The organism is Pseudomonas sp. 273, assembly GCF_029201425.1.
In the GTDB taxonomy this organism is placed as follows: domain Bacteria; phylum Pseudomonadota; class Gammaproteobacteria; order Pseudomonadales; family Pseudomonadaceae; genus Pseudomonas; species Pseudomonas delhiensis.
In genome coordinates this window covers 3375553-3402393 of the sequence record NZ_CP116775.1, presented here as the reverse complement: position 1 = coordinate 3402393, position 26841 = coordinate 3375553, and the positions used below count along the sequence as shown (strand labels likewise).

Below are 26841 nucleotides of genomic sequence, written 5' to 3'. Positions count from 1 at the left end.
CCCCATGAGCAGCACCCCGGAAGAACTGCAGGCCATCCGTGAAGGCGTGCGCGCCCTGTGCGCGGAATACGGCAGCGCCTACTGGCGCGAGATCGACGAGCGCAAGGGCTTCCCCGAAGCCTTCGTCAAGGCCATGACCGAGGCCGGCTGGCTGTCGGCGATGATCCCCGAGGAGTACGGCGGTTCCGGCCTGGGCCTGGCCGAGGCCTCGGTGATCCTCGAGGAGGTCAACCGCTGCGGCGGCAACTCCGGGACCATCCACGGGCAGATGTACAACATGTTCACCCTGCTGCGTAACGGCAGCGAGGAGCAGAAGCGCTACTACCTGCCCAAGCTCGCCAGCGGCGAGCTGCGCCTGCAGTCCATGGGCGTCACCGAGCCGACCACCGGCACCGACACCACCAAGATCAAGACCACCGCCGTGCGCCGCGGCGACAAGTACGTCATCAACGGCCAGAAGGTGTGGATCTCGCGGGTGCAGCACTCCGACCTGATGATCCTGCTGGCCCGCACCACGCCGCTGGCCGAGGTGAAGAAAAAGGCCGAGGGCATGTCGATCTTCCTGGTCGACCTGCGCGAGGCCATCGGCAACGGCCTGACCGTGCAGCCCATCGCCAACATGGTCAACCACGAGACCAACGAGCTGTTCTTCGACAACCTGGAAATCCCCGCCAGCAGCCTGATCGGCGAGGAGGGCAAGGGCTTCCGCTACATCCTCGACGGCCTCAACGCCGAGCGCACGCTGATCGCCGCCGAATGCATCGGCGACGGCCGCTGGTTCATCGAGAAAGCCAGCCAATATGCCCGCGACCGCGTGGTGTTCGGCCGCCCCATCGGGCAGAACCAGGGCGTGCAGTTCCCCATCGCCGAGGCGCACATCGAGGTGGAAGCGGCCGACCTGATGCGCTGGAAGGCCTGCGCGGAATACGACGCCGGGCGCAACGCCGGCGCGGCGGCGAACATGGCCAAGTACCTGGCGGCCAAGGCCAGCTGGGAGGCGGCCAACGCCTGCCTGCAGACCCACGGCGGCTTCGGCTTCGCCTGCGAATACGACGTGGAGCGCAAGTTCCGCGAGACGCGGCTGTACCAGGTGGCGCCGATCTCCACCAACCTGATCCTCTCCTACGTGGCCGAGCACCTGCTCGAACTGCCGCGTTCCTTCTGAGCCGCGCCCAAGGACGACAAGCGATGAACAATACCCACGCCCTGGCCGAATTCCTCGCCGGCCTGCGCTACGAAGACCTGCCCGAAGCGGTGGTCGCGCGCACCGAAGACCTGTTCCTCGACTGGCTGGGCTCGGCCCTGGCCAGCCAGGGCCGCCACCCCATCCCGCTGTTCCAGCGCTACGCCCGCAGAATGGGCCCGGCCGACGGCCGCAGCCGCGTGCTGGTGGACGGCAGCGCCACCTCGGCGTACTTCGCCGCCCTGGTCAACGGCGCCAGCTCGCACCTGGTGGAGCAGGACGACCTGCACAACAGCTCGGTGCTGCACCCGGCCACGGTGGTGTTCCCGGCGGCCCTGGCCGCCGCCCAGGACCTGGGCAGGTCCGGCCGCGACCTGATCCTCGCGGCGGTCGCCGGCTACGAGGCGGGCATCCGCATCGGCGAGTTCCTCGGCCGCTCGCACTACCGCATCTTCCACACCACCGCCACCGTCGGCACCCTGGCCGCGGCCGTGGCCGTCGGCAAGCTGCTCGGCCTGGACGCCCGCCAGTTCGTGCACTGCCTGGGCAGCGCCGGGACCCAGGCCGCCGGGCTCTGGGAGTTCCTCCGCGACGCCGCCGACTCCAAACAGCTGCACACCGCCAAGGCCGCCGCCGACGGCCTGCTGGCCGCGTACCTGACCGCGGACGGCCTGACCGGCGCGCAGAACATCCTCGAGGGCGAGCAGGGCATGGCCGCCGGCATGTCCAGCGACGCCGAGCCGCGCTGGCTGGCGGACGGCCTGGGCAGCCGCTGGGCGCTGGTGGAGACCTCGTTCAAGTTCCACGCCTCCTGCCGCCACACCCACCCGGCGGCGGACGCCCTGCTGGCGCTGATGCAGCGCGAGGGCCTGCAGGCCGAGGACATCGCCCGCGTCACCACCCGCGTGCACCAGGGCGCCATCGACGTGCTCGGCCGCGTGGTCGTGCCGCAGACGGTGCACCAGGCGAAGTTCTCCATGGGCACGGTGCTGGGCCTGATCGCCGTGCACGGCAAGGCCGGGCTGGTGGAGTTCGAACGCTTCGCCCTGCAGGACCCGCGCGTGGCGGCCTTCCGCGACAAGGTGGGCATGCAGCTGGATGCCGAGGTGGACGGCGCCTACCCGCAGCGCTGGCTGGGCCGCGTAGAGGTGCTCACCATCGACGGTCGCCAGCTGCACGGCGGCATAGACGAGCCCAAGGGCGACCCGGGCAACAGCCTCAGCCGCGCCGAACTGGAAGACAAGTTTCGCCGCCTGCTGGCCTTCGCCGGCGAGCGTGGCGAGGCCGAAGCCGCGCGGCTGATCGACGCCAGCTGGCGCCTGCATGCCCTGCAAAGCCTGGAAGCCTTCGCCTGAGTAGCCCGCGGCCCGGGCGGGCGGCCTCCGGAACCCGGGGGTTCACAGAGCGCGGTGCGCCGCCCGCCCGGACCGTGGATACACACCGACAGCGCCGCGCCGTCCATGGCGGCGGCGCACGAGACACCTGGAGCACCCATGAACCCGCGTCCCCTCGACGGCATCACCGTCATCAGCCTGGAACACGCCATCGCCGCGCCGTTCTGCACCCGCCAGCTGGCCGACCTCGGCGCCCGCGTCATCAAGGTCGAGCGCCCCGGCGTCGGCGACTTCGCCCGCGGCTACGACGAGCGCGTGCGCGGCATGGCCTCGCATTTCGTCTGGACCAACCGCTCCAAGCAAAGCCTGGCCCTGGACCTCAAGCAGGCCGAGGCCCACGCCGTGCTGGACCAGCTGCTGGGCCAGGCCGACGTGCTGGTGCAGAACCTCGCGCCCGGCGCCGCCGCGCGCCTGGGGCTGTCGTTCGAGGCGCTGCACGAACGCTTCCCGCGGCTGATCGTCTGCGACATCTCCGGCTATGGCGAAGGCGGCCCCTACGAGCAGAAGAAGGCCTACGACCTGCTGATCCAGAGCGAGAGCGGCTTCCTCTCGGTGACCGGCGGCCCCGGCCCGGACGAAATGGCCAAGGCCGGCTGCTCCATCGCCGATATCTCCGCCGGCATGTACGCCTACAGCGGCATCCTCTCGGCGCTGCTGCTGCGCGAGCGCACGGGGGAGGGCAGCCGGGTGGAGGTCTCCATGCTCGAAGGCATGGCCGAGTGGATGGGCTTCCCCATGTACTACGCCTTCGAAGGCCAGGCGCAACCGCCGCGCGCCGGCGCCGCCCACGCCACCATCTACCCCTACGGGCCTTTCCCCGCCGGCGACGGCAGGAACGTGATGCTCGGCGTGCAGAACGAGCGCGAGTGGAAGGTCTTCTGCGAGGTGGTATTGCGGCGCCCGGAACTGGCGACCGACCCGCGCTTCACCGCCACCAGCCTGCGGGTGGTCAACCGCGAGGCCCTGCGCGCGCTGATCGTCGAAGCCTTCGCCGACCTGAGCGCGGCGGAGGTGGTGGCGCGCCTGGAGCAGGCGCAGATCGCCAACGCCCACGTCAACGACATGCAGGGCCTGTGGCAGCATCCGCAACTGCAGGCTCGCGACGCCTGGCGCGAGATCGACAGCCCGGTGGGCCGCCTGCCGGCGCTGCTGCCGCCGGCCCGCAGCAACGCCTATGCGCCGCGCATGGACGCCGTGCCGGGCCTGGGCGAGCATACCGACGGCCTGCTCGCCGAGCTGGGCTATACCGCCGCCGACATCCAGCGCCTGCACGAGCAGGGCGCGGTGTGAGCCGAACCCGACCAAGGACCGCCATGACCGCCATCGTCCGTTCCGCCCTGTTCGTCCCCGGCAGCCGCCCGGAGCGCTTCGCCAAGGCCCTGGCCGCCGGCGCCGACGCCGTGATCGTCGACCTGGAGGATGCCGTCGAGGCATCGCTCAAGGCCCGCGCCCGCGACGACCTGGCGGCCTTCCTCGCAGCCAGCCCGCAAGCCCGCGTGCGGGTGCGGGTGAACGCCGCCGGGCACCCCGAGCACGCCGCGGACCTGGAACTGTGCCGGCGCCTGCCGGGCATCGCCGGCATCCTCCTGCCCAAGGCCGAGTGCGCCGACCAGGTGCGCGCCGCGGCAGCCTGCGGCAAGCCGGTGTGGCCCCTGATCGAAAGCGCCCGCGGGCTGCTGGCGGTGGGGGAGATCGCCGCCTGCGCGGGCATCGAGCGCCTGACCTTCGGCGGCCTCGACCTGGCCCTGGACATCGGCATGAGCAGCGGCACCGCGGCGGCGGAGACCGTCTACGACCAGGTGCGCCTGGGCCTGCTGCTGCACTCGCGGGTCAACGGCCTGCAACCGCCGCTGGACACCGTCTACCCGGCCTTCGACGATGCCGAAGGCTTCGCCGCGACCCTTCGCCATGGCCGCGACCTGGGCCTGGTGGGCGCCCTGTGCATCCACCCGAAACAGGTCGCCGTGCTCCACGCGGCCCTGGCCCCCAGTACCGAGGAGCTGGCCTGGGCACTCCGGGTGGTGGAAGCGGCCGAAAGCGGCGCGGCGGCCTTCCAGGTGGACGGCCAGATGGTCGACGCCCCGGTCCTGGCCCGCGCCCGCCGCCTGCTGGCCAATGCGGGCGAGCCGTAGGGTGGAGCACTGGCGTTGCCGAGGGCAATCGCGGACGGAGTCCGCTCCTACGCAGCCCGAGTCGTGCCATTCCCCTGTAGGAGCGCGCCCTGCGCGCGAAATCGCGGGCAGGGCCCGCTCCTACAAAGAGCACCCCGGCGCGGACTCCTACGTCCGTGCTTCCCTGGAACCGTAGGAGCGGACTCCGTCCGCGATTGGTGGATAACGCCATAGGCGTTAGGCGAACACGAAGTACTTGCGCACTGTCTCCACCACTTCCCAGGTGCCTTTCAGCCCCGGTTCGATGACGAACACGTCGCCGGCCTTCAGGTGCACCGGCTGCTCGCCCTCGGGGGTGATGATGCAGTAGCCGTCGAGGAAGTGGCAGTACTCCCACTTCTCGTAGTTCACCTCGAACTTGCCGGGGGTGCAGATCCAGGTGCCCATGATCTTGCTGCCGTCCGCCGAGGTGTAGGCGTTGAGGTTGACGGTGTGCGGGTCGCCGCCGATGCGCTTCCACTTGGTGGCATCCAGCACGGGAGTGGGGCAGGTTTCGCGCAGCACGGTGATGAAGTCGGACATGTCAGCTCCAGGTCGGTGGGGTATGGCCCGTCACCATAGGGGCATTGCCCGAAGAGGAATTGCCTGGATTCGACGCCGATGTGCCTGGAAGCGCTGCCACGGGCCTCGCCGCTCGACAATTCCGTGCCATACGCCTGCCCTTTTGTATTCATTCTGCGAATCCTGGCGCCGCCGGGTTTGAAACCTGGCCATTCCTTGCCTAAACCTAAAGTCGAGCCAGGCTGTTCCAGCCGTGCTGGGCAGCGAAGGGGTAGGGCACGCCAACCATGTCTAACGACCAAGGAACGACATCCATGACAAGCAAACTGCTCAGCAAGAGTGCGATCTTCGCGGTTCTCAGCGCCGCCAGCCTGCTGGCCCAGGCGGACCAGGCCGGCGGCAACGGCTGCGGCTGGGGCAACATGGTGTTCGAAGGGCAGCGTGGGCTGTTCCCGCACCTGTTGGCGACCACCACCAACGGCACCTCGGGCAACGCCACCTTCGGCCTGACTTCCGGCACCAACGGCTGCAACTCCGATGCGCGCCTGGGGTATGGCGGCCGTTCGATCTTCGCCATGAACGGCATGCTCGACAACATTGCCGAGGACATGGCCAAGGGGCATGGGGATGCGTTGGATGCCTATGCCACCCTGCTGGGGGTGCAGGCTCAGGATCGTGCGCATTTCGCGCAGGTTACTCAGCGGCATTTTGGTGAGATTTTTGCCAGTAAGGATGCGACTGGGGAGCAGGTCTACGCCAACACCCTGGCGGTGATGCAGCGTGATCCGACGCTGGCGCGCTATGCCAAGCAGCCTGCCTGAGGTTCGCGTAACGAGAATGTCCTTGCTGTTCACTTAAGGAAGAATGCCGTTTCTCTTCATGGGAGAAACGGCATTTTTCATATGGGGTGGGGTTATGGTTTCGTTTGCGAGCCCTTGCACTCAATCCCGCGAACGCGCACTGCTGTCCGGCACTCTTCATGCTATTAACAGCTGCCCTTGCCGTTGGTTAATCTCCTGTAGTCGCTCCCGTCGTCGTCGGGAGCGTTCGGCCTCCAGGCCAGGGCGCTGAAACAGCGTCGCCTGTACCTCCACCATCAGCATCCACAGGCTTTGCCGGGCTCCGGTCCGACGTTGGTAAAGACTCAGCAGCAGGTAGCTGATCAACGCACAGAGAATCTGGATGCGCACGGCATTCTCGCTGCGCCCCAGGAAGCGCTTGATCTTCAGGTGCTGCTTGATCCATTTGAAAAACAGTTCGATTCGCCAGCGATCCCGGTAGCGCTCCGCAATCTCGGTCGCTGGGCTGGTCAGGTCATTAGTCGCCAGGCTCAGCGGAGGCTCACCGCCCGGGCGATTCACCAGGATTCGTCGCAGCGGCTTGGTGTAGTGATTGCGCCGTCTGCCACCGGGGGAACGATTGGAAAAACGCACCTCGGCGTCCTGCAGGATCGTTTCCCGGTCCTGCACGGGCACTTCGCGCTGGGCCAGGACCTTGAGCGCCACATTGGACTTGAAACGCGTGACGAAGCGGGCCTGCTGGGCATCCAGGCTCGCCCACCAATTGAAGTCGTAATAGCCCTTGTCGAACACGTAGGTGGCCCGCGGCTCGATGCTCAGCGTCTTGCCTTCGTCGACATCATTGACGTTGGCGGCAGTGAAACTGCAATGCACCGGCGCGGCGGCCTGCTCGGCATACAGCACATGGACTTTCAGCCCCTGGGTGCGGGTTCGGTTGCTCAACGTCCACTCGTCGAAGCCTGGGCCCTTGAGGGTGATCGACGTGGAGTCCAGCAGGTACAGCAATTCTTTCCCGTCGCGGCGCAGTTGGCGGCAGGCGCCGGTCATCAGGTATTGCGCCGCCAGGGCGAAGACCTGGGCATTACGGCGCTCGTTGGCGTCGGCCAGGGTCGAGCGCCGGATCGGGCCCGCACCGAGGTGATAGTGATGATTGGACTGGCTGTTGAAGCTGGTTTCCAACGCACGCAGGCTGCTTACGCTGGCCAGATGGGCATACACCATGGCGACCAGGTGATGCCAGCTGCCAAAGCGCTTGCTGTGCTTGTCGGCGCCCTGTTCGGCGACCAGTCGATCGAAGACTCCGCGGGGCAGAGCTTTTAGAACATCGTGAAAACGGCTTATTCTGAACATCTTGCGGGGGCTGGGGTTGAGTTGGCGCTCAACGGTTTAATCCGTGCCTTCAGCCCCCGCAAGCCCTCCAGGCTTTTCCTCGCAAAATTTATTCCGGACAGCAGTGCGCGAACGCGGGAACCTCCTGAGCGCCGGTTTCGCTCGGCCTTCTGAAGGGGCGTTCTGGTGCGCGCGGATATTCCTCTGGAAACCCGTAGGGCGCATAACGCCTACGGCGTTATCCGCCGTTTGCGTCGTGTATCGGCGCATCGGCCAACGGCGGATAACCACGAACGGTTATTCGCCCTACGAGTTTGCCGGCTGACGCTGTGTTATCCGTGCACGCCGAACGGCTCCCTCTCCCTTCAGGGCGGGCCGCGTAGGCGAGGGCTGGGGAGAGGGTTACGGACTCCACTCACACACCTCTGCCAACCCTGACTCCGTTCCCCCTCCCTAAACCCTCCCCCGCAAGCGGAAGAGGGGACCGTTCGGCGCGAAGCGCAATCGCGAAGCTCCCTGGCAACATGCCGGGTTTTCAGCGACGGAAAATCGCGGACGGAGTCCGCTCCTACGGTTCCAGGGAAGCGCGCGGGCTCCGTCCGCGATTGGACTCACCGCCCCTCAGGAAGGATGAGGCTGCGCCACGCCGGCCGGGCGTTCGTCCGCCACCACGACGCGGTTGCGGCCGGCCTGCTTGGCCTGGTAGAGCAGGGTATCCGCCGCCGCCAGCACCGCGTCGGCATCCGTCCGCCCCTCGCTGCTGAAGGCCACGCCCAGCGACAGGGTCACCCGGCCCACCCGGGGGAACGCCGTCTGCTCCGTCGACAGGCGGATGCGCTCGGCGACTTCCGCCGCCACGCCGAGCGAGGTGCCCGGCAGCAGCAGGATGAATTCCTCGCCGCCGGCGCGGCACGGCAGGTCGCCGCTGCGCGAGTTGCACCGCAGCACCTCGGCGAAGGCCTGCAGCACCTGGTCGCCGGCGGCGTGGCCGAAGCTGTCGTTGACCTGCTTGAAGTGGTCGATGTCCATGCTGATGACGGCGAAGGGCTCGCCGCGCGCCACCCAGCTCGCCAGGGTGGCCTCCAGCGCCCGGCGGTTCGCCAGGCCGGTCAGCGGGTCGCTCTGGGCCTGGCGGTTGAGCTGGCCGATGCGCTCCTGGGTCATCCGCCCGCCGATGATCAGCGCCCGGCGGATGCGCCAGGCCTCGAAGTACCAGGCACGCACCTCCTCGATACGCTCGGTGTTGTCCAGTTGCGCCGCGTAGTCGGCCAGCCGGCGCAGGGGGTGGCTGATCCGCGCGGCTATCCACCACAGCAGCGGGAAGCCGAGCAGGATCATCGGCACGATTCCCGCCAGCACCTGCAGCATCAGCGTGCGCACGGCGCCGAGGGTGACGCTCAGCGGCTGCTGCGAGACCACGCCCCAGCCGCTGTCCGGCACCGCCGCGTAGCCGGCGAGCACCTCCAGGCCAAGGGTGTTGATGATCTGCAGGGCGCCGCTTTCGCCGCGCAGCGCGGCGTCCACCGCGGTGTTGGGCCCGACCGTCTGGCCGATGCGCTCGCGCTGGGGGTGGTAGAGCAACTGGCGCTGTTCGTCCACCAGGTAGACGAAGGAGGTGTCCTCCTGGAAGTGCCGGCTGACGATGTGGTTCAGCGAGTTGGTACGGTTCAGGTAGATGGTGCCGCCGACCAGGCCCAGGTAGTCGCCGCGGGCGTTCCACACCGGCTGGGAGACGAACACCACCCGTTCGCCGGACTGCGAGTGGAAGGCCGGGCTGATCATCGCCTGGCGCTCTTCCAGGGGGCGCCGGGACAGTATCTTGCGGCCGTTGGCGCCGAGCCAGCGGGGAACGGCGGTGAGAATCCGCCCCGAGGCGTCGGCGATGACCACGGTGTTGAAGCTGCCGTCCTGGCGGGCCAGGCGTTCCACCTCGGCGTCGCGGACCGCCGCATCGGCGAAATCCTGCCCGAGCAGGGTCGCGCTGTAGGCCAGGCGGTCCAGGGACGAGGCCAGGCTCTGGCTGATGCTCAGCGCCACCTTGGCCGCATAGGCGCGGTTGTGCTCCAGCGCACTGAGGACCAGCGCCTCCCGCTGGATGCGGTAGGTGGTGAACAGGTCGTTGGCCAGGGTCGCGATGGCCGCCAGCGAGGCGAACAGGAGGATCAAGGTGCGCAGGTTGAGCCTGGGCATGGGCCCCAAGGACATGGCGAATTCCGTCGATGCTATGGATATCGCCTCGCCATCCACCCTGGCCGGACATGCCCGGCGCGAGCGGGCTTTCGAGGCACTCGACGCCGTGGCCGGACGAGGGGGATCGCGGACGCTAGGGCGCCATTATGGACAAGGCCGGGCGCCGCGCCGGGGGTATCGGCGGAGATTCAGAGGTAGGGCCTGGAAAGCGGGAATGTTCCGTCGGAGCTATAGGACGAGCGGGGGGGCGAGCAGGGGCGGCCGCCCCTTGCCCCGGCGTGCCTGGTTCCGGCAGCGGGGCGCAAGGGGCTTCAGGCGCGGCGGGCCGGCTGTTCGTCCTTGGCCACGCTGGCGCAGCAGTGCAGCAGGGCATCGCGGATCATGAAGTTGACCAGGGTCGGGGAAACCCCCAGCTCGCGGGCGATCTCCTTCTGCTGCACGCCGTGCAGGCGGTACATCTCGAAGGCGTAGCGGGTGCGCTCGGGCAGCTGGCTCAGGGCCTCGTCGATCTGCTCGAGGGTATCGAAGTTGATGTGCAGGGTTTCCGGCGTGGCGCCGTAGGCCGCCTCGGCCTCCATCAGCTCCTGGGGCGCGCCGGTGTGGCGCTGCTCCAGCGCCTGCTTGCGGTAGTGGTCGATGGCCAGGTTGCGCACCACCTGGAACAGGTAGCTCATCTGCGCCTTCAGCGGAATGGAGGCGCCGGAGGCGTTCTGCAGGCGGAAGAAGGTGTCCTGCACCACGTCCTCGGCATGGGCGCGACAACCGAGGAAGCGCGAGGCGAACTTGACCAGGATGGAGCGATTCTCGATGAAGGTCGCGACCAACGGCGAGGCATAACGGGAGGTGGGCAGTTCATCCAGCATGAGAATCACCTAGCGGCAGTGTGGGTGGGCAATTCGCTAGTGGAGGTACGCATCCAGCGAGCCGAGCCGGAAAGTATTTGAAATGAGAATCATTGTCAACAATTGTAAATGAATGTTCTTCCAGGCCGGAAAGCCCCATGCAGACTGGCTTTGTGCCATCTCCGCCAGCGCCTTTGGCCAGTTGAGATTACTAATTATTTCGAATGACCGTCCGTACACCTCTGAGAGAACCGGCTGTAGGCCCGAGTAGGCCTTTGCCGGTCGATTGACCAGTCGCGGTGCACTCAGCAGGAAACACACAATGGACGCGTTCGAACATCCCCTCTCCATGGCCCAGGCCCTGCGCATGCGCGCCGGCGCCCAACCCGACCGGCTGGCCCTGCGCTTCCTGGCCGAGGACGGCGCGGGCGACGTGGTGCTCAGCTATGCCGAGCTGGACCGTCGCGCCCGCTGCATCGCCGCCGCGCTGCAGGCCCGTGCGGGGCAGGGCGAGCGCGCGGTGCTGCTGTTCCCCAGCGGCCCGGACTACGTCGCCGCCTTCTTTGGCTGCCTGTACGCCGGCATGGTCGCGGTGCCCGCCTACCCGCCGGAATCGGCGCGCCGCCACCACCAGGAGCGCCTGCTGTCGATCATCGACGATTGCGCGCCGCGCCTGGTGCTGACCCAGGCCGAGCTGCGCGGGGCCCTGCTGGAAGGCTGCCCGGCGCTGTCCGGCGCCGCCGCGCCGCAGTTGCTGTGCGTGGACGAACTGGACCCGGCCGGCGCCGAGGCCTGGCGGGAAGTGGACATCCGCCCCGAGCACATCGCCTTCTTGCAGTACACCTCCGGCTCCACCGCGCTGCCCAAGGGCGTGCAGGTCAGCCACGGCAACCTGGTGGCCAACGAACGGCTGATCCGCGGCGGCTTCGGCATCGGCGCCGACGACGTGATCGTCAGCTGGCTGCCGCTGTACCACGACATGGGCCTGATCGGCGGCCTGCTGCAGCCGGTCTACAGCGGCGTGCCCTGCGTGCTGATGTCGCCGCGCTACTTCCTCGAACGCCCGCTGCGCTGGCTGGAAGCCATCAGCCAGCACGGCGGCACCGTCAGCGGCGGGCCGGACTTCGCCTACCGCCTGTGCACCGAGCGCGTCAGCGAGTCGGCCCTGGCCGGGCTGGACCTGAGCCGCTGGCGCGTGGCCTTCTCCGGCTCCGAGCCGATCCGCCAGGACAGCCTGGACGGCTTCGCCGCCAGGTTCGCCGCCAGCCGCTTCGAGGCCTCCAGCTTCTTCGCCTGCTACGGCCTGGCCGAGGCCACCCTGTTCGTCACCGGCGGCCGGCGCGGCCAGGGCATCGCCGCCCTGGGCGTGGACGAGGCGGCCCTGGCGCAGAACCGCATCGAGGCGGGCAGCGGCAGCGTGCTCATGTGCTGCGGCCGCAGCCAGCCGGAGCACGCGGTGATGATCGTCGAACCGCACAGCGGCGCCAGCCTGGGCGAGAACCGGGTGGGCGAGGTCTGGGCCGCCGGGCCGAGCATCGCCCACGGCTACTGGCGCAACCCCGAGGCCAGCGCCAGGGCCTTCGTCGAGCGCGACGGCCGCACCTGGCTGCGCACCGGCGACCTGGGCTGCCTGCGCGACGGCGAGCTGTACGTCACCGGGCGCCTGAAGGACATGCTCATCATCCGCGGCCACAACCTCTACCCGCAGGACATCGAGCGCGCCGTGGAAACCGAGGTGGACGCGGTGCGCAAGGGCCGGGTGGCGGCCTTCGCCGTGGAGGTCGACGGCGAGGAGGGCATCGGCATCGCCGCCGAGGTCGGCCGCGCACTGCAGAAACGCATCCCGGCCGCCGAGTTGATCGACAGGATCCGCCAGGCGGTGGCCGAAGCCTGCCAGGAAGCGCCCAAGGTCGTGGCGCTGCTCAACCCTGGCGCGCTGCCGCGCACCTCCAGCGGCAAGCTGCAACGCTCGGCCTGCCGCACGCACCTGGCCGACGGCAGCCTGGATGCCTACGCCGTCTACCCCGGCGTTCAGGCAGCCGCCGCGCCCGCCGTCGAGGCCGATGATGCCCTGCAGGCGCGTATCGCCCAGGTCTGGCGCGAGCACCTGGGTGTCGAGCGCGTGGGCGCGGACGACAACTTCTTCCTGCTCGGCGGCAATTCCATCGCCGCTGCCCAGGCCATGGCCGCGCTGCGCGACGGCCTGGGCGCCGAGCTCAACCTGCGCCTGCTGTTCGAGGCGCCGCGCCTGGCCGATTTCAGCGCCGCCGTGGCCGCCCGCCTGGCCGCCGGCGCCACGCCCCAGGCGGCCATCGCCAGCCTGCCGCGCGGCGGCGACCTGCCGCAGTCCGCGGCCCAGCGCCGGCTGTGGCTGAACTGGCAGATCGAACCCCGGGGCTGTGCCTACAACATCCCCGGCGGCCTGCAACTGCGCGGCGAACTGGACGAGGACGCGGTGTACGACGCCTTCGCCCGCCTGGTGCAGCGCCACGAAGCGCTGCGCACGCGCTTCCTCGAACGCGACGGCCAGACCCTGCAGCGCATCGAGCCCAGGGGCGAGTTCCACTGGCAGGTGCTGGAACTGGACGCCGCCGAAGCCGCACAGCGCCGCGAAGCCGAGGCCCGCGAGCCGTTCGACCTGCAACAGGGCCCGCTGCTGCGGGTGAGCCTGGTGCGCCTGGGCGACGACCTGCACCAGCTGTGGGTGACCCTGCACCACATCGTGGCCGACGGCTGGTCGCTGAACCTGCTGCTGGACGAGTTCGCCCGCCTGTACGCCGAGAGCCAGGGCGGCCAGAGCGCCAACCTGGCACCGCTGCCCATCGGCTACGCCGAGTTCGCCAGCTGGCAGCAGCAGTGGCTGGAGGCGGGCGAGGGCGCCCGCCAGTTGGCCTACTGGCAGGCGCAACTGGGCGAGGAAGCGCCGCGCCTGGAACTGCCCACCGACCACCCGCGCGGCAACGCCGCCTCGCCGGCGGCACGCCTGAGCCTGCGCCTGGACGACAAGCTCGGCCAGGCCCTGGGCGAGGCGGCCCGGGCCAACCAGGCCAGCGTGTTCATGTGGCTGCTGGCGGCCTTCCAGGCCCTGCTGCACCGCCACAGCGGGCAGGCCGACATCCGCGTCGGCGTGCCCAGCGCCAACCGCCAGCGCCTGGAAGTGCAGGGGCTGGTGGGTTTCTTCATCAACACCCTGGTGCTGCGCGCCACCCCCAACCCGCGGCAGGCCTTCGGCCAACTGCTGGCCCAGGTGCGCGAGGCCACCCTCGGCGCCCAGGAACACCAGGACCTGCCCTTCGACCGCCTGCTGGAAGCCCTGCCGGGCCACGGCGGCCAGCCGTTCCAGGTGCTGTTCAACCACCAGCAGCGCGACCTCTCGGCCCTACGCCGGCTGCCCGGCCTGCTCGCCGAGGAACTGCCCTGGCACAGCCGCGAGGCCAAGTTCGACCTGCAGCTGCAGACCGAGGAAGATGGCCGCGGCCGCCTGCGCCTGAACTTCGACTACGCCGCCGACCTGTTCGACGCGGCGAGCATCCAGCGCCTGGCCGACCAGTACGTGGCCCTGCTGCGCCAGGTGGTGGCGCAGCCGCAGCTGAGCCTGGGCGACATCACCCTGGTCGGTGACGCCGAGCTGGCGCGCCTGGAACAGTGGGGCAGCGCGCCCTGCGAGCCGGCGCGAAGCTGGCTGCCGGAGCAGCTGGAACGCACGCAGGCGGAATACGCCGAACGCGTGGCGCTGCAATGGGATGGCGGCGAACTCAGCCACGCCGAGCTGCACGCCCAGGCCAACCGCCTGGCCCACTACCTGCGCGACAAGGGCGTGGGCCCCGACGTGCCGGTGGCCATCTGCGCCGAACGCTCGCCGCAGCTGCTGGTGGGCCTGCTGGCCATCCTCAAGGCCGGCGGCGCCTACGTGCCGCTGGACCCGGACTACCCCGCCGAGCGCCTGGCCTACATGCTGGCCGACTGCGGCGCCACGCTGCTGCTGACCCAGGCCCACCTGCTGGACCGCCTGCCCAGCCAGGAAGGCGTCGCCACCCTGTGCTTCGACGGCCTCAAGCTGGACGGCTGGCCCGCCAGCGCGCCGGGCCTGCACCTGCATGGCGACAACCTGGCCTACGTCATCTACACCTCCGGCTCCACCGGCCAGCCCAAGGGCGTGGGCAACACCCACGCCGCCCTGGCCGAGCGCCTGCAATGGATGCAGGCCACCTATGCGCTGCAGGCCGACGACGTGCTGATGCAGAAGGCGCCGGTGAGCTTCGACGTCTCGGTGTGGGAATGCTTCTGGCCGTTGCTGGCGGGCTGCCGCCTGGTGCTGGCCGGCCCCGGCGAGCACCGCGACCCGGCGCGCATCGCCCAGCTGGTGCGGCAGTTCGGCGTGACCACGCTGCACTTCGTGCCGCCGCTGCTGCAACTGTTCATCGACGAGCCCGGCGTGGACGCCTGCACCAGCCTGCGCCGCCTGTTCTCCGGCGGCGAGGCGCTGCCGGCGCAGCTGCGCGACCGCGTGCTGCAACGCCTGCCGGGCGTGGCCCTGCACAACCGCTACGGCCCCACGGAAACCGCGATCAACGTCACCCACTGGCAGTGCTCGGTGGAAGACGGCGCGCGCTCGCCCATCGGCCGGCCGCTGGGCAACGTCATCTGCCGCGTCCTCGACAGCGAGCTGAACCCGCTGCCGCCGGGCGCCGCCGGCGAGCTGTGCATCGGCGGCGCCGGCCTGGCCCGCGGCTACCTGGGCCGCCCGGGGCTGAGCGCCGAACGCTTCGTCGCCGACCCGCTGGGCGTGCCCGGCGCGCGCCTGTACCGCACCGGCGACCGAGCGCGCTGGAGCGAGCAGGGCGTGCTGGAATACCTCGGCCGCCAGGACGGCCAGGTGAAACTGCGCGGCTTCCGCATCGAACTGGACGAAATCCGCGCGCGCCTGCTGGCGCAATCGGGCGTGGCCCAGGCGGTGCTGGTGATCCGCCAGGCCGGCAACCTGGGCAGCCAACTGGTGGGCTACTACACCGCCAGCCCCGCGGCGCCGGCCGAGGCCGAGCATGGCCAGGCCCTGCGCGCCGCGCTGCAGGCAGCGCTGCCGGAGTACATGGTGCCGGCGCAATTGATGCGTCTGGAGGAAATGCCCCTGGGCCCCAGCGGCAAGCTGGACCTCAAGGCCCTGCCGGAACCGGCCTGTCGGCAGCGCGAGCACGTCGCCCCGCGCGACGAGCTGGAGCAGCGCCTGGCCGCCATCTGGAACGAAGTGCTGGGCCTGCCGCAGGTGGGCCTGGACGATGACTTCTTCGAGCTGGGCGGCCACTCGCTGCTGGCTACCCGCATCGTCTCCCGCGCCCGCCAGGCCTTCGCCATCGAGCTGCCGCTGCGCGAGCTGTTCGAGGCCAGCACCCTGGGTGCCTTCGCCGAGCGGGTGCGCCAGCTGCGCGCCGCCGGCAGCGCAGACAGCCAGGGTGCCATCCATCCGGCGGACCGCAGCCGGCCGGTGCCGCTGTCCTACTCGCAGCAGCGCATGTGGTTCCTCTGGCAACTGGAGCCGGACAGCCCGGCCTACAACGTCGGCGGCATGGCGCGGCTGCGCGGCGCGCTGGACCTGGACTGCTTCGAACGCGCCCTGCAGGCCCTGGTGCGGCGCCACGAGACGCTGCGCACCTGCTTCCCCAGCGTGGACGGCGTGCCCCATCAGCAGGTGCAGGAGAACAGCGACCTGCGCATGCAGCGCCTGGACTTCTCCCACCTCGGCGCCGAGGGCCGCCAGCAGGCCCTGCAGCAACTGGCCGACGACGAGGCGCACAAGCCCTTCGACCTCGAGAAGGGCCCGCTGCTGCGGGTGTACATGGTCCGCTTCGCCGAGGCCGAGCACTACCTGGTGGTGACCCTGCACCACATCGTCACCGAAGGCTGGGCCATGGACATCTTCGCCCGCGAGCTGGGCGCGCTCTACGAGGCCTTCCTGGAAGGCCGCGAATCGCCCCTGGCGCCGTTGCCGGTGCAGTACCTGGACTACAGCCTATGGCAGCGGCAGTGGCTGGAGGCCGGCGAACGCCAGCGCCAGCTGGACTACTGGTGCGCCCAGCTGGGCGACGAGCACCCGGTGCTGGAACTGCCCGGCGACCGCCCGCGGCCGCCGCTGCAAAGCCACCGCGGCGACCTCTACCGCTTCGACCTGGCGCCGCGGCTGGCCGAGCGCGTGCGCCGCTTCAACGCCGGCAACGGCCTGACGCAGTTCATGACCATGACCGCCGCCCTGGCCGTGCTGCTGTACCGCTACAGCGGCCAGCAGGACCTGCGCATCGGCGCGCCGGTGGCCAACCGCATCCGCCCGGAGAGCGAGGGCCTGATCGGCGCCTTCCTCAACACCCAGGTGCTGCGCTGCCGCCTCGACGGGCAGATGAGCGTGGCCCAGCTGCTGGAACAGGTGCGGCAGACGGTGATCGACGGCCAGTCGCACCAGGACCTGCCCTTCGACCACCTGGTGGACGCCCTGCAGCCGCCGCGCAGCGCCGCCTACAACCCGCTGTTCCAGGTGATGTGCAACGTCCAGCGCTGGGAGTTCCAGCAGACCCGCGAGCTGGCCGGGATGACCGTGGAATACCTGGTCAACGACGCCCGCGCCACCAAGTTCGACCTCAACCTGGAAGTCACCGACCTCGACCAGCGCCTGGGCTGCTGCCTGACCTACAGCCGCGACCTCTTCGACGAGCCGCGCATCGCCCGCATGGCGCGCCACTGGCAGAACCTGCTGGAGGCGATGATCGCCGACCCGCAGCAGCGCCTGGGCGAGCTGCCGATGCTCGAGGCCGGCGAGCGCGATGCGCTGCTGCATTGCAGCGGGCCGCAACTCAGCGACACCCTGCACGGCCTGTTCGCCGCCCAGGCCGCGGCCACGCCACGGGCGCCGGCGCTGACCTTCGCCGGCCGGACGCTGAGCTACGCCGAGCTGGACGAGCGCGCCAACCGCCTGGCGCGCCTGCTGCGCGAACGCGGCGTGGGCGCCGAAGTGCGCGTCGGCCTGGCCCTGGAGCGCTCGTTGGAGATGGTCGTCGGCCTGCTGGCCATCCTCAAGGCCGGCGGCGCCTACGTGCCGCTGGACCCGGAATACCCGCTGGAACGCCTGCACTACATGATCGAGGACAGCGGCGTGCGCCTGCTGCTCGGCCAGCCGGCGCTGTTCGAGGCCCTGGGCGAGCTGCCCGCCGGCGTCGGCCGCTGCTGCCCAGCGGAGGAGGGCGCGGCCCTGGCGGCGCTGGACGACGGCCCGCTGCCGTCGTCCAGCCAGGCGCAGCACCAGGCCTACCTGATCTATACCTCCGGCTCCACCGGCAAGCCCAAGGGCGTGGTGGTGTCCCACGGCGAGATCGCCATGCACTGCCGGGCGGTGATCGAGCGCTTCGGCATGCGCGCCGACGATTGCGAGCTGCACTTCTATTCCATCAACTTCGACGCTGCCAGCGAGCGCCTGCTGACGCCGCTGCTGTGCGGCGCCCACGTGGTGCTGCGGGCCCAGGGCCAATGGGGCGCCGAGGACATCTGCCAACTGATCGCCGAGCACCGCGTGAGCATCCTCGGCTTCACCCCCAGCTACGGCAGCCAGCTGGCCCAGTGGCTGCAGACGCAGGATCGGCAACTGCCGGTGCGCCTGTGCATCACCGGCGGCGAGGCGCTGACCGCCGAGCATCTGCAGCGCATCCGCCAGGCCTTCGCGCCGCGCTACTTCTTCAACGCCTACGGCCCGACGGAAACCGTGGTCATGCCCCTGGCGGCCCTGGCCCCGGAGCAGGTGGAAGCCGGCGCCGGTGTGCCCATCGGCAGCCTGGTGGGCGAACGCAGCGCCTGCATCCTCGACGCCGACCTGGCCCTGGTGCCCCAGGGCGCCGGCGGCGAACTGTACGTCGGCGGCGCCGGCCTGGCCCGCGGCTACCACGAGCGCCCGGCGCTGACCGCCGAGCGCTTCGTGCCCGACCCCTTCGGCGCCCCCGGCGGCCGCCTGTACCGCACCGGCGACCGCGTGCGCCAGCACACCGATGGCCAGGTGGAATACCTCGGGCGCATCGACCAGCAGGTGAAGATCCGCGGCTTCCGCATCGAACTGGGCGAGATCGAGGCGCGCCTGCAGGAACACCCGCAGGTTCGCGAAACCGCCGTGCTGGCGGTGGACGGGCCCAGCGGCAAGCAACTGGTGGGCTATGTCGGCACCGCCCTGGCAACCGCCGACGCCGCTGCCCAGGCCGAACTGCGCGAGGCGCTCAAGGCCCACCTCAAGCAGCAACTGCCGGACTACATGGTGCCGGCGCACCTGGTGCTGCTGGAGTGCCTGCCGCTGACCGCCAACGGCAAGCTCGACCGCCGCGGGCTGCCGGCGCCGGACGCCGGCCTTGGCGAGCGCGCCTACGAGGCCCCGCGCAGCGAGCTGGAACGCCAGCTGGCGGCGATCTGGGGCGAGGTGCTGAACGTCGCCCAGGTCGGCCTGGACGACAACTTCTTCGAGCTGGGCGGCGACTCCATCCTGTCCATCCAGGTGGTCAGCCGCGCCCGCCAGCAGGGCATCCAGTTCAGCCCGCGCGACCTGTTCCAGCACCAGAGCGTGCGCAGCCTGGCCGGCGTCGCCCGCAGCGTCGGCGCCAGCCTGGCGGAGCAGGGCGAAGTGCAGGGCGGTAGCGCGCTGACGCCGATCCAGCACTGGTTCTTCGAACTGCCCCTGGAAAACCGCGCGCACTGGAACCAGTCGCTGCTGCTGGAGCCGCGCCAGGCGCTGGACGCCGACCTGCTGCGCCAGGCCCTGCTGCAGCTGACCAGGCACCACGACGCGCTGCGCCTGGCGTTCCGCCAGGAAGACGGCCGCTGGCAGGCCGAGCACCGGGCGCCGGACGACGGCGCCTGGCTGGTGTGGCAGGCGCAGGTGGCGAGCTTCGCCGACTGCGCCGAGGTGTTCGAGCGCGCCCAGCGCAGCCTGGCCCTGGACGGCCCGCTGCTGCGCGCGGTGCTGGTGGACGGCCCCGGCGCCCAGCGCCTGCTGCTGGCCATCCACCACCTGGTGGTGGACGGCGTGTCCTGGCGCGTGCTGCTGGAAGACCTGCAGCAGGCCTACCGCCAGCTCGCCGCCGGCGAGGCCGTGCAACTGCCGGCCAAGACCAGCGCCTTCCGCGACTGGACCGCGCGCCTGCAGGCCTATGCCGGCAGCGAACCGCTGCGCGAGGAGCTGCACTGGTGGCACGGCCAGCTGGACGGCGCCCCCGGCACCTGGCTCTGCGACAACCCCCAGGGGCGCAACGACGAGGCCCTGGCCCGCAGCCTGAGCCTGCGCCTGGACCGCGAGCGCACCCGCCAGCTGCTGCAGCAGGCGCCGGCGGCCTACCGCACCCAGGTCAACGACCTGCTGCTGACCGCCCTGGCCCGGGTGCTCTGCCGCGCTACCGGCGAGGCTTCGGTGCTGGTGCAGCTGGAAGGCCACGGCCGCGAGGCGCTGTTCGACGACATCGACCTCAGCCGCACGGTGGGCTGGTTCACCAGCGCCTTCCCGCTGCGCCTGGCGCCCGCCACCGAGGCGGGCGAGGCCGGGCTTGCGGCCTCGATCAAGGCGATCAAGGAACAGCTGCGCGCCGTGCCGCACAAGGGCCTGGGCCATGGCGTGCTGCGCCACCTGGGCGACGAGGCGGGGCGCCGCGCCCTGGCCGCGCTGCCGCAGCCGCGCATCACCTTCAACTACCTGGGCCAGTTCGACCAGAGCTTCACCGAGGACGCCCTGTTCCACCCGCTGGACGAGCCCACCGGGGCCATCCACGATGCCGCCGCGCCGCTGCCCAACGAGCTGAGCGTGGACGGCCAGGTGTACGGCGGCGAGCTGGTGCTGCGCTGGACCTACAGCGCCGAGCGTTATGAAGAGCGGACCATCGCCGACCTGGCCAACGCCTACCTCGACGAGCTGCAGGCCCTGGTCGCCCACTGCCTGGACGACAAGGCCGGCGGCCTGACGCCCTCGGACTTCCCCTGGCGCGCCTGAGCCAGGTGCAGCTGGACGCCCTGGCGGTGCCGGCGGCGCAGATCGACGACGTCTACCCGCTGACGCCGATGCAGGAGGGCCTGCTGCTGCACACCCTGCTGGAGCCGGGCACCGGCATCTACTACATGCAGGACCGCTACCGCATCGACAGCGAGCTGGACCGCGAGCGCTTCGCCGCCGCCTGGCAGGCCGTGGTGGCGCGCCACGAGGCGCTGCGCGCGTCCTTCTCGTGGAACGCCGGCGAGGCCATGCTGCAGGTGATCCACAAGCCCGGCCCGGTGGCGCTGGACTACCTCGACTGGAGCGAGCTGCCCGAGGAAGGCCACGAGGAACGCCTGCAGGCGCTGCACAAGCAGGAACGCGAGGCCGGCTTCGACCTGCTCAACGCGCCGCCCTTCCACCTGCGCCTGATCCGCCTGGGCGCGGCGTGCTACTGGTTCATGATGAGCAACCACCACATCCTCATCGACGCCTGGTGCCGCGGCCTGCTGATGAGCGACTTCTTCGAGATCTACAGCGCCCTGGGCGAGGGCCGCGCGGCCGAGCTGCCGACGCCGCCGCGCTACCGCGACTACATCGCCTGGCTGCAGCGCCAGGACCTGGACCACTCGCGCCGCTGGTGGCGCGACAACCTGCGCGGCTTCGAGCGCGCCACCTACGTCCCCAGCGACCGGCCGATCGTCCACGAGCGCGCCGGGGAAAGCGGCGGGATGATGGTGGGCGACCGCTACACCCGCCTGGACGCCGCCGATGGCGCGCGCCTGCGCGAACTGGCGCAGCGCTACCAACTGACCGTCAACACCTTCGCCCAGGCGGCCTGGGCCCTGGTGCTGCGCCGCTTCAGTGGCGAGCGCGACCTGCTGTTCGGCGTCACCGTGGCCGGCCGCCCGGTGGGCATGCCGCAGATGCAGCGCACCGTGGGGCTGTTCATCAACAGCATCCCGCTGCGCGTGCGACTGCCGGCGCCCGGCGAGCGGCAGACGGTGCGCGACTGGCTGACCGGGCTGTTCGAACGCAACCTGGAGCTGCGCGAGCACGAGCACCTGCCGCTGGTGGCCATCCAGGAAAGCAGCGAGCTGCCCAAGGGCCAGCCGCTGTTCGACAGCCTCTTCGTGTTCGAGAACGCCCCGGTGGAAGTCTCGGTGCTGGACCGCGCGCAGAGCCTGAAGGCCAGCTCCGACTCCGGGCGCACCCACACCAACTTCCCGCTCACCGTGGTCTGCTACCCCGGCGACGACCTGGGCCTGCACCTGTCCTACGACCAGCGCTACTTCGAGGCCGCGACCATCGAACGGCTGCTCGGCGAGTTCAAGCGCCTGCTGCTGGCCCTGGCCGACGGCTTCCATGGCGAGGTGGCCGAGTTGCCGCTGCTGGGCGCGCAGGAGCGGCGCTTCCTGCTGGAGGACTGCAACCGCAGCGAGCACGCCTACCCGCTGGAGCAGGGCTACGTGCGCCTGTTCGAGGCGCGGGTGGCGGCGCACCCGCAGCGCATCGCCGCCAGTTGCCTCGGCCAGCAGTGGAGCTACGCCGAGCTGAACCGCCGGGCCAACCGCCTGGGCCATGCGCTGCTGGCCGCCGGCGTGGGCTTCGACCAGCCGGTGGCGCTGCTGGGCGAACGCGGCCTGGACCTGCTGGGCATGATCGTCGGCAGCTTCAAGGCCGGCGCCGGCTACCTGCCGCTGGACCCGGCGCACCCGACGCAGCGCCTGACGCGCATCCTCGAGCTCAGCCGCACGCCGGTGCTGGTGTGCAGCGCCGCCTGCCACGAGCAGGCCCTGGCGCTGCTCGCCGAACTGGGCTGCGGCAGCCGCCCGCGCCTGCTGGTGTGGGACGAGGTGCAGCACGGCGCGGCCGCCGAGCACGACCCGCAGCGCTACAGCGGGCCGGGCAACCTGGCCTACGTGATCTACACCTCCGGCTCCACCGGGCTGCCCAAGGGCGTGATGGTGGAGCAGGCCGGCATGCTCAACAACCAACTGAGCAAGGTGCCCTACCTGGCCCTCGGCGAGGGCGACGTGATTGCCCAGACCGCCTCGCAGAGCTTCGACATCTCGGTCTGGCAATTCCTCGCCGCGCCGCTGTTCGGCGGCCGCGTGGCCATAGTGCCGAACGCCATCGCCCAGGACCCGCAGGCGTTGCTGGAACATGTGGTGGAGCAGGGCGTGAGCGTGCTGGAAAGCGTGCCCTCGCTGATCCAGGGCATGCTCGCCGAGGAGCACGGGGCGCTGCCCGGCCTGCGCTGGATGCTGCCCACCGGCGAAGCCATGCCGCCGGAACTGGCGCGGCAGTGGCTGCAGCGCTACCCGCAGGTGGGCCTGGTGAACGCCTACGGCCCGGCGGAATGCTCGGACGACGTGGCCTTCTTCCGCGTCGATGCGGCCTCCACCGAAGCTACCTACCTGCCCATCGGCAGCCCCACCGACAACAACCAGCTGTACCTGCTGGATGCCGAGGGCGACTTCGACCTGGTGCCCCTGGGCGCGGTCGGCGAGCTGTGCGTGGCCGGCACCGGCGTTGGCCGCGGCTACGTCGGCGACCCGCTGCGCACCGCCCAGGCCTTCGTGCCGCACCCGTTCGGGGCGCCGGGGGAGCGCCTGTACCGCACCGGCGACCTGGCGCGGCGCCGCGCCGACGGCGTGCTGGAGTACGTCGGGCGCGTCGACCACCAGGTGAAGATCCGCGGCTTCCGCATCGAGCTGGGCGAGATCGAGGCGCGCCTGCACGAGCTGCCGGACGTGCGCGAGGCGGCCGTGGCGGTGCAGGAAAGCGCCACCGGCAAGTACCTGGTCGGCTACCTGGTGCCCGCCGCGACGCCAGTCGAGGAGGGCGCCTGGCTGGAACAGGTACGCCAGCACCTGCGCGCCGACCTGCCGGACTACATGGTGCCGCTGCACTGGCAGGTGCTGGAGCGCATGCCGCTCAACGCCAACGGCAAGCTCGACCGCAAGGCCCTGCCGGCGCTGGATATCGGCCAGGCCCTGGCCCACGCCTACCAGGCGCCGCGCACGGAGCTGGAAGGCACCCTGGCGCAGATCTGGGCCGAGGTGCTCAAGGTCGAGCGCGTCGGGGTGTTCGACAACTTCTTCGAGCTGGGCGGGCATTCGCTGCTGGCCACGCAGATCGCCTCGCGCGTGCAGAAGGCCCTGCAACGCAACGTGCCGCTGCGGGCCATGTTCGAGTGCAGCACGGTGGAGGAGCTGGCCAGCTACATCGAGGCACAGGCGGCCAGCGCCATCGACGAGCACAAGGCGGCGCGCCTGGACGACCTGATGTCGCAGCTGGAAATGCTCTAGAACGGCGCTTCCCGCGGGGCCACCGAGGCCCCGCGGGCCCATCGCCAAACACTTGCAACCCCTGCGCGGCCTGCCGCGCACGGGCCGCCCCGCGCCCGTGAAAAGGGCGCCGGGGCAGGGCGCGGCCGGCAGTAAATCCCGAGCGCCGCGCTGCGTTATTCCCTACAGCCGCTCCGCCATCGCGGGGCACCCGTCAACCGTGGCACACCACCACGTCTCGAGGTTGAAGACATGCAAGTCGCTACCAGCGTCATCGATGACCAGCCTGCCCATGCCGAACCGGCCGCGGGCGAAACCCTCTACGAATTCGCCGAGTCGCCGCTGCTGGCGCGCCAGCGCCACCAGGAATCCAACGCGCGCAGCTACCCGCGGCGCATCCCCCTGGCCCTGAAGAAGGCCAGCGGGCTGTTCGTGGAGGACGTCGAGGGGCGCCGCTTCATCGACTGCCTGGCCGGCGCCGGCACCCTGGCCCTGGGCCACAACCACCCGGTGGTGATCGAGGCGATCCGGCAGGTGCTGGCCGACGAACTGCCGCTGCACACCCTGGACCTGACCACCCCGGTCAAGGACGCCTTCGTCCAGGACCTGTTCGGCCTGCTGCCGGCGCAACTGGCGCGCGAGGCGAAGATCCAGTTCTGCGGGCCCACCGGCGCCGACGCCGCCGAGGCCGCGCTCAAGCTGGTGCGCACCGCCACCGGGCGCAGCACCGTGCTGTCGTTCCAGGGCGGCTACCATGGCATGACCCAGGGCGCCCTGGGGCTGATGGGCAACCTCGGGCCGAAGAAGGCCCTGGGCGCGGTGCTGGGCAACGGCGTGCAGTTCCTGCCGTACCCCTACGACTACCGCTGCCCCTTCGGCCTCGGCGGCGAGGCCGGGGTGAAAGCCAACCTGCACTACCTGGAAAGCGTGTTGAACGACCCTGAGAGCGGCGTGCCGCTGCCGGCGGCGGTGGTGGTCGAGGTGGTCCAGGGCGAGGGCGGCGTGGTCCCGGCAGACCTGGAGTGGCTGCGCGGCCTGCGGCGCATCACCGAGAAGGCCGGGGTGGCGCTGGTGGTCGACGAGATCCAGACCGGCTTCGGCCGCACCGGGCGGATGTTCGCCTTCGAGCACGCCGGCATCGTCCCCGACGTGGTGCTGCTGTCCAAGGCCATCGGCGGCAGCCTGCCGCTGGCGGTGGTGGTCTACCGCGACTGGCTGGACACCTGGCAGCCCGGCGCCCACGCCGGCACCTTCCGCGGCAACCAGATGGCCATGGCCGCGGGCTCCGCGGTGATGCGCTACCTGAAGGAACACGACATCCCGGCCCACGCCGCGGCCATGGGCGAACGCCTGGCCGAGCACCTGCGCATCCTCCAGCGCAGCTACCCGCAGCTGGGCGACATCCGCGGCCACGGGCTGATGCTCGGGGTGGAGGTGGTCGACCCCGAGGGCGCCGCCGACAGCCTCGGCCACCCGCCGGCCAACCCCGCGCTGGCCTCGCGCATCCAGCGCGAATGCCTGCGCCGCGGGCTGATCCTCGAACTGGGCGGCCGCCACGGCGCGGTGGTGCGCTTCCTGCCGCCGCTGGTGATCAGCGCCGAACAGGTCGACGAGGTGGCCCGCCGCTTCGCCCGCGCCCTGGCTGCGGCGGTGCCTGCTGGCAAACCGTAGGAGCGGGCCCTGCCCGCGAAATCGCGCGCAGGGCGCGCTCCTACAGGGGAATAGCGTGTGGGGGGAAGCGTAGGAGCGGACTCCGTCCGCGATCTTCCTACAGGTTGACGCCGAACGTCCCGCCCACGCCGAACGGCCCCCTCTCCCTTCAGGGAGAGGGTTGGGGAGAGGGGACGGCGTCAACCCCAAACACCTGAGCCACCGGCTGGCACCGTTCGCGAGCAAGCTCGCTCCTACGAAGATCACCTAATTTTCTCCCCGCCAACTTCGTTAACCCATAGCGGCCACCCACGGGGCGGCCTGTCCATCCAGTTGAGGAAAGTGCAATGACGTCCGTATTCGACCGCGAAGACATCCAGTTCGAAGTGGTGGTGAACCACGAGGAGCAGTACTCCATCTGGCCGCAGTACAAGGAAATCCCCGCCGGCTGGCGCGCCGTGGGCAAGAGCGGGCTGAAGAAGGACTGCCTGGCCTACATCGAGGAAGTCTGGACCGACATGCGCCCGCTGAGCCTGCGCCAGCACATGGAAAAGGCGGCCGGCTGAGTGGCGCTGCGACTCTTCTGCCTGCCGTACTCCGGCGCCAGCGCCATGGTCTACGGGCGCTGGCGGCGCAAGCTGCCGGCCTGGCTGCAACTGCGCCCGGTGGAGCTGCCGGGCCGTGGCGCGCGCATGGCCGAGCCGCTGCAGACCGAACTGGCCGGCCTGGCCCGGCAACTGGCCCGTGAGCTGCACGACGAAGTGCGCCAGGGCCCCTACGCGGTGCTCGGCCACAGCCTGGGCGCGCTGCTCGCCTGCGAGCTGCTCTACGCCCTGCGCGAGCTGGGCAGCCCGACGCCCCTGGGGCTGTTCGCCTCGGGCACCGCGGCGCCTTCGCGGCGCGCGGAATACGACCGTGGCTTCGCCGAACCCAAGAGCGACGCCGAGCTGATCGCCGACCTGCGCGACCTGCAGGGCACCCCCGAGGAAGTGCTGGCCAGCCAGGAGCTGATGAGCCTGACGCTGCCCATCCTGCGCGCCGACTTCCTGCTCTGCGGCGGCTACCGCTACCAGCGCCGCGCGCCCCTGGCCTGCCCGATCCAGGTGCTCGGCGGCCGTGCCGACAAGGCCAGCGAGGAACAGCTGCGGGCCTGGGGCGAGGAGACCTGCGCCGGTTCCGGGCTGCAACTGTTCGACGGCGGGCACTTCTTCATCCACGAGCACGAGGCCGCCGTGCTGGGCTGCATCGAGCAGCGCCTGCAACGCTGGCGCGCCGGCGAGGGTTCGCTGGCACCGGCGGCCGCCGCCGCGACCTTCTGAAGTCCGCCGCGTGAAGATCGGGCCGGGTGCAGGCGAGGGCACCCGGCTTTCGTCGTTGCTCGCTGCCAAGTAGTTGATATCACTTTGAAAGTCCGCTTCGACCGGCCGTCCCCGGCTGTGCCGCGAAGCTAATTTTCCGGCGTTCCTGTCCGTTCCCCATGAGCCCACTCGAGCCCTGGCGCTCGTTGCCCAC

The 26841-nt window shown here is 70.4% G+C and carries 12 protein-coding genes and 1 pseudogene; 9 read left to right on the top strand and 4 right to left on the bottom strand.

Annotated features, from left to right (window positions below; translation table 11 throughout):
* Positions 1 to 4 precede the first annotated feature (4 nt).
* The 4 genes from PKO50_RS15755 to PKO50_RS15740 all read left to right on the top strand — a co-directional run bounded on the left by PKO50_RS15755 (position 5) and on the right by PKO50_RS15740 (position 4709).
* The gene (locus tag PKO50_RS15755) at positions 5 to 1165 is read left to right on the top strand and encodes an acyl-CoA dehydrogenase family protein (RefSeq protein ID WP_275630253.1); all 1161 of its coding nucleotides are present in this window, start codon (positions 5 to 7) and stop codon (positions 1163 to 1165) included.
* A gap of 23 nt (positions 1166 to 1188) precedes the next feature.
* Entirely contained in the window at positions 1189 to 2538 is a 1350-nt protein-coding gene (locus tag PKO50_RS15750; RefSeq protein ID WP_275630252.1) for an MmgE/PrpD family protein, read from the top strand.
* A gap of 138 nt (positions 2539 to 2676) precedes the next feature.
* Positions 2677 to 3867 carry a CaiB/BaiF CoA-transferase family protein gene (locus tag PKO50_RS15745; protein ID WP_275630251.1) on the top strand — a complete coding sequence of 397 codons (1191 nt, stop codon included), beginning with the start codon at positions 2677 to 2679 and terminating at the stop codon, positions 3865 to 3867.
* 23 nt (positions 3868 to 3890) lie between these two features.
* Complete coding sequence (locus tag PKO50_RS15740; RefSeq protein WP_275630250.1) at positions 3891 to 4709, top strand: CoA ester lyase; 819 nt, start codon at positions 3891 to 3893, stop codon at positions 4707 to 4709.
* Between the two features lie 216 nt (positions 4710 to 4925).
* Here the strand turns inward: PKO50_RS15740 and PKO50_RS15735 are convergent, their stop codons facing one another.
* Positions 4926 to 5270 (bottom strand): cupin domain-containing protein, encoded by a 345-nt coding sequence (locus PKO50_RS15735; protein ID WP_009622067.1) that lies wholly within the window; start codon positions 5268 to 5270, stop codon positions 4926 to 4928.
* A gap of 293 nt (positions 5271 to 5563) precedes the next feature.
* On the opposite strand from PKO50_RS15735, the gene PKO50_RS15730 reads away from it, so the two are divergent.
* Positions 5564 to 6070: a DUF3015 domain-containing protein gene (locus PKO50_RS15730; protein WP_109933566.1), complete on the top strand. Its 507-nt coding sequence runs from the start codon at positions 5564 to 5566 to the stop codon at positions 6068 to 6070.
* Positions 6071 to 6226: 156 nt separating this feature from the next.
* Here PKO50_RS15730 and PKO50_RS15725 read toward each other — a convergent pair whose 3' ends face one another.
* From PKO50_RS15725 to PKO50_RS15715, 3 genes are all read right to left on the bottom strand, one after another.
* Positions 6227 to 7399 (bottom strand): IS4 family transposase, encoded by a 1173-nt coding sequence (locus tag PKO50_RS15725; RefSeq protein ID WP_275627213.1) that lies wholly within the window; start codon positions 7397 to 7399, stop codon positions 6227 to 6229.
* 600 nt (positions 7400 to 7999) lie between these two features.
* Positions 8000 to 9583, bottom strand: coding sequence for a sensor domain-containing diguanylate cyclase (locus tag PKO50_RS15720; RefSeq protein ID WP_275630249.1), 1584 nt, complete (start codon positions 9581 to 9583; stop codon positions 8000 to 8002).
* 296 nt (positions 9584 to 9879) lie between these two features.
* Positions 9880 to 10431, bottom strand: a complete 552-nt coding sequence (locus tag PKO50_RS15715; protein ID WP_109933914.1) for an RNA polymerase factor sigma-70 — start codon at positions 10429 to 10431, stop codon at positions 9880 to 9882.
* 301 nt (positions 10432 to 10732) lie between these two features.
* On the opposite strand from PKO50_RS15715, the pseudogene PKO50_RS15710 reads away from it, so the two are divergent.
* The 4 genes and pseudogenes from PKO50_RS15710 (at position 10733) to PKO50_RS15695 (ending at position 26648) form a co-directional block, all read left to right on the top strand.
* A pseudogene (locus PKO50_RS15710) lies at positions 10733 to 23700 on the top strand (non-ribosomal peptide synthase/polyketide synthase).
* A 231-nt stretch (positions 23701 to 23931) separates the two neighbouring features.
* Positions 23932 to 25350, top strand: coding sequence for an aspartate aminotransferase family protein (locus PKO50_RS15705; protein ID WP_275630248.1), 1419 nt, complete (start codon positions 23932 to 23934; stop codon positions 25348 to 25350).
* A 326-nt stretch (positions 25351 to 25676) separates the two neighbouring features.
* Entirely contained in the window at positions 25677 to 25895 is a 219-nt protein-coding gene (locus PKO50_RS15700) for an MbtH family protein (protein ID WP_089392195.1), read from the top strand.
* Positions 25896 to 26648 carry an alpha/beta fold hydrolase gene (locus PKO50_RS15695; protein WP_275630247.1) on the top strand — a complete coding sequence of 251 codons (753 nt, stop codon included), beginning with the start codon at positions 25896 to 25898 and terminating at the stop codon, positions 26646 to 26648.
* Positions 26649 to 26841: the final 193 nt, after the last annotated feature.

Bases quoted from the DNA above. Each gene is read 5' to 3' on its own strand.
- PKO50_RS15755 (WP_275630253.1), top strand. From the start codon at position 5: ATGAGCAGCACCCCGGAAGAACTGCAGGCCATCCGTGAAGGCGTGCGC.
- PKO50_RS15750 (WP_275630252.1), top strand. From the start codon at position 1,189: ATGAACAATACCCACGCCCTGGCCGAATTCCTCGCCGGCCTGCGCTAC.
- PKO50_RS15745 (WP_275630251.1), top strand. From the start codon at position 2,677: ATGAACCCGCGTCCCCTCGACGGCATCACCGTCATCAGCCTGGAACAC.
- PKO50_RS15740 (WP_275630250.1), top strand. From the start codon at position 3,891: ATGACCGCCATCGTCCGTTCCGCCCTGTTCGTCCCCGGCAGCCGCCCG.
- PKO50_RS15735 (WP_009622067.1), bottom strand. From the start codon at position 5,270: ATGTCCGACTTCATCACCGTGCTGCGCGAAACCTGCCCCACTCCCGTG.
- PKO50_RS15730 (WP_109933566.1), top strand. From the start codon at position 5,564: ATGACAAGCAAACTGCTCAGCAAGAGTGCGATCTTCGCGGTTCTCAGC.
- PKO50_RS15725 (WP_275627213.1), bottom strand. From the start codon at position 7,399: ATGTTCAGAATAAGCCGTTTTCACGATGTTCTAAAAGCTCTGCCCCGC.
- PKO50_RS15720 (WP_275630249.1), bottom strand. From the start codon at position 9,583: ATGTCCTTGGGGCCCATGCCCAGGCTCAACCTGCGCACCTTGATCCTC.
- PKO50_RS15715 (WP_109933914.1), bottom strand. From the start codon at position 10,431: ATGCTGGATGAACTGCCCACCTCCCGTTATGCCTCGCCGTTGGTCGCG.
- PKO50_RS15705 (WP_275630248.1), top strand. From the start codon at position 23,932: ATGCAAGTCGCTACCAGCGTCATCGATGACCAGCCTGCCCATGCCGAA.
- PKO50_RS15700 (WP_089392195.1), top strand. From the start codon at position 25,677: ATGACGTCCGTATTCGACCGCGAAGACATCCAGTTCGAAGTGGTGGTG.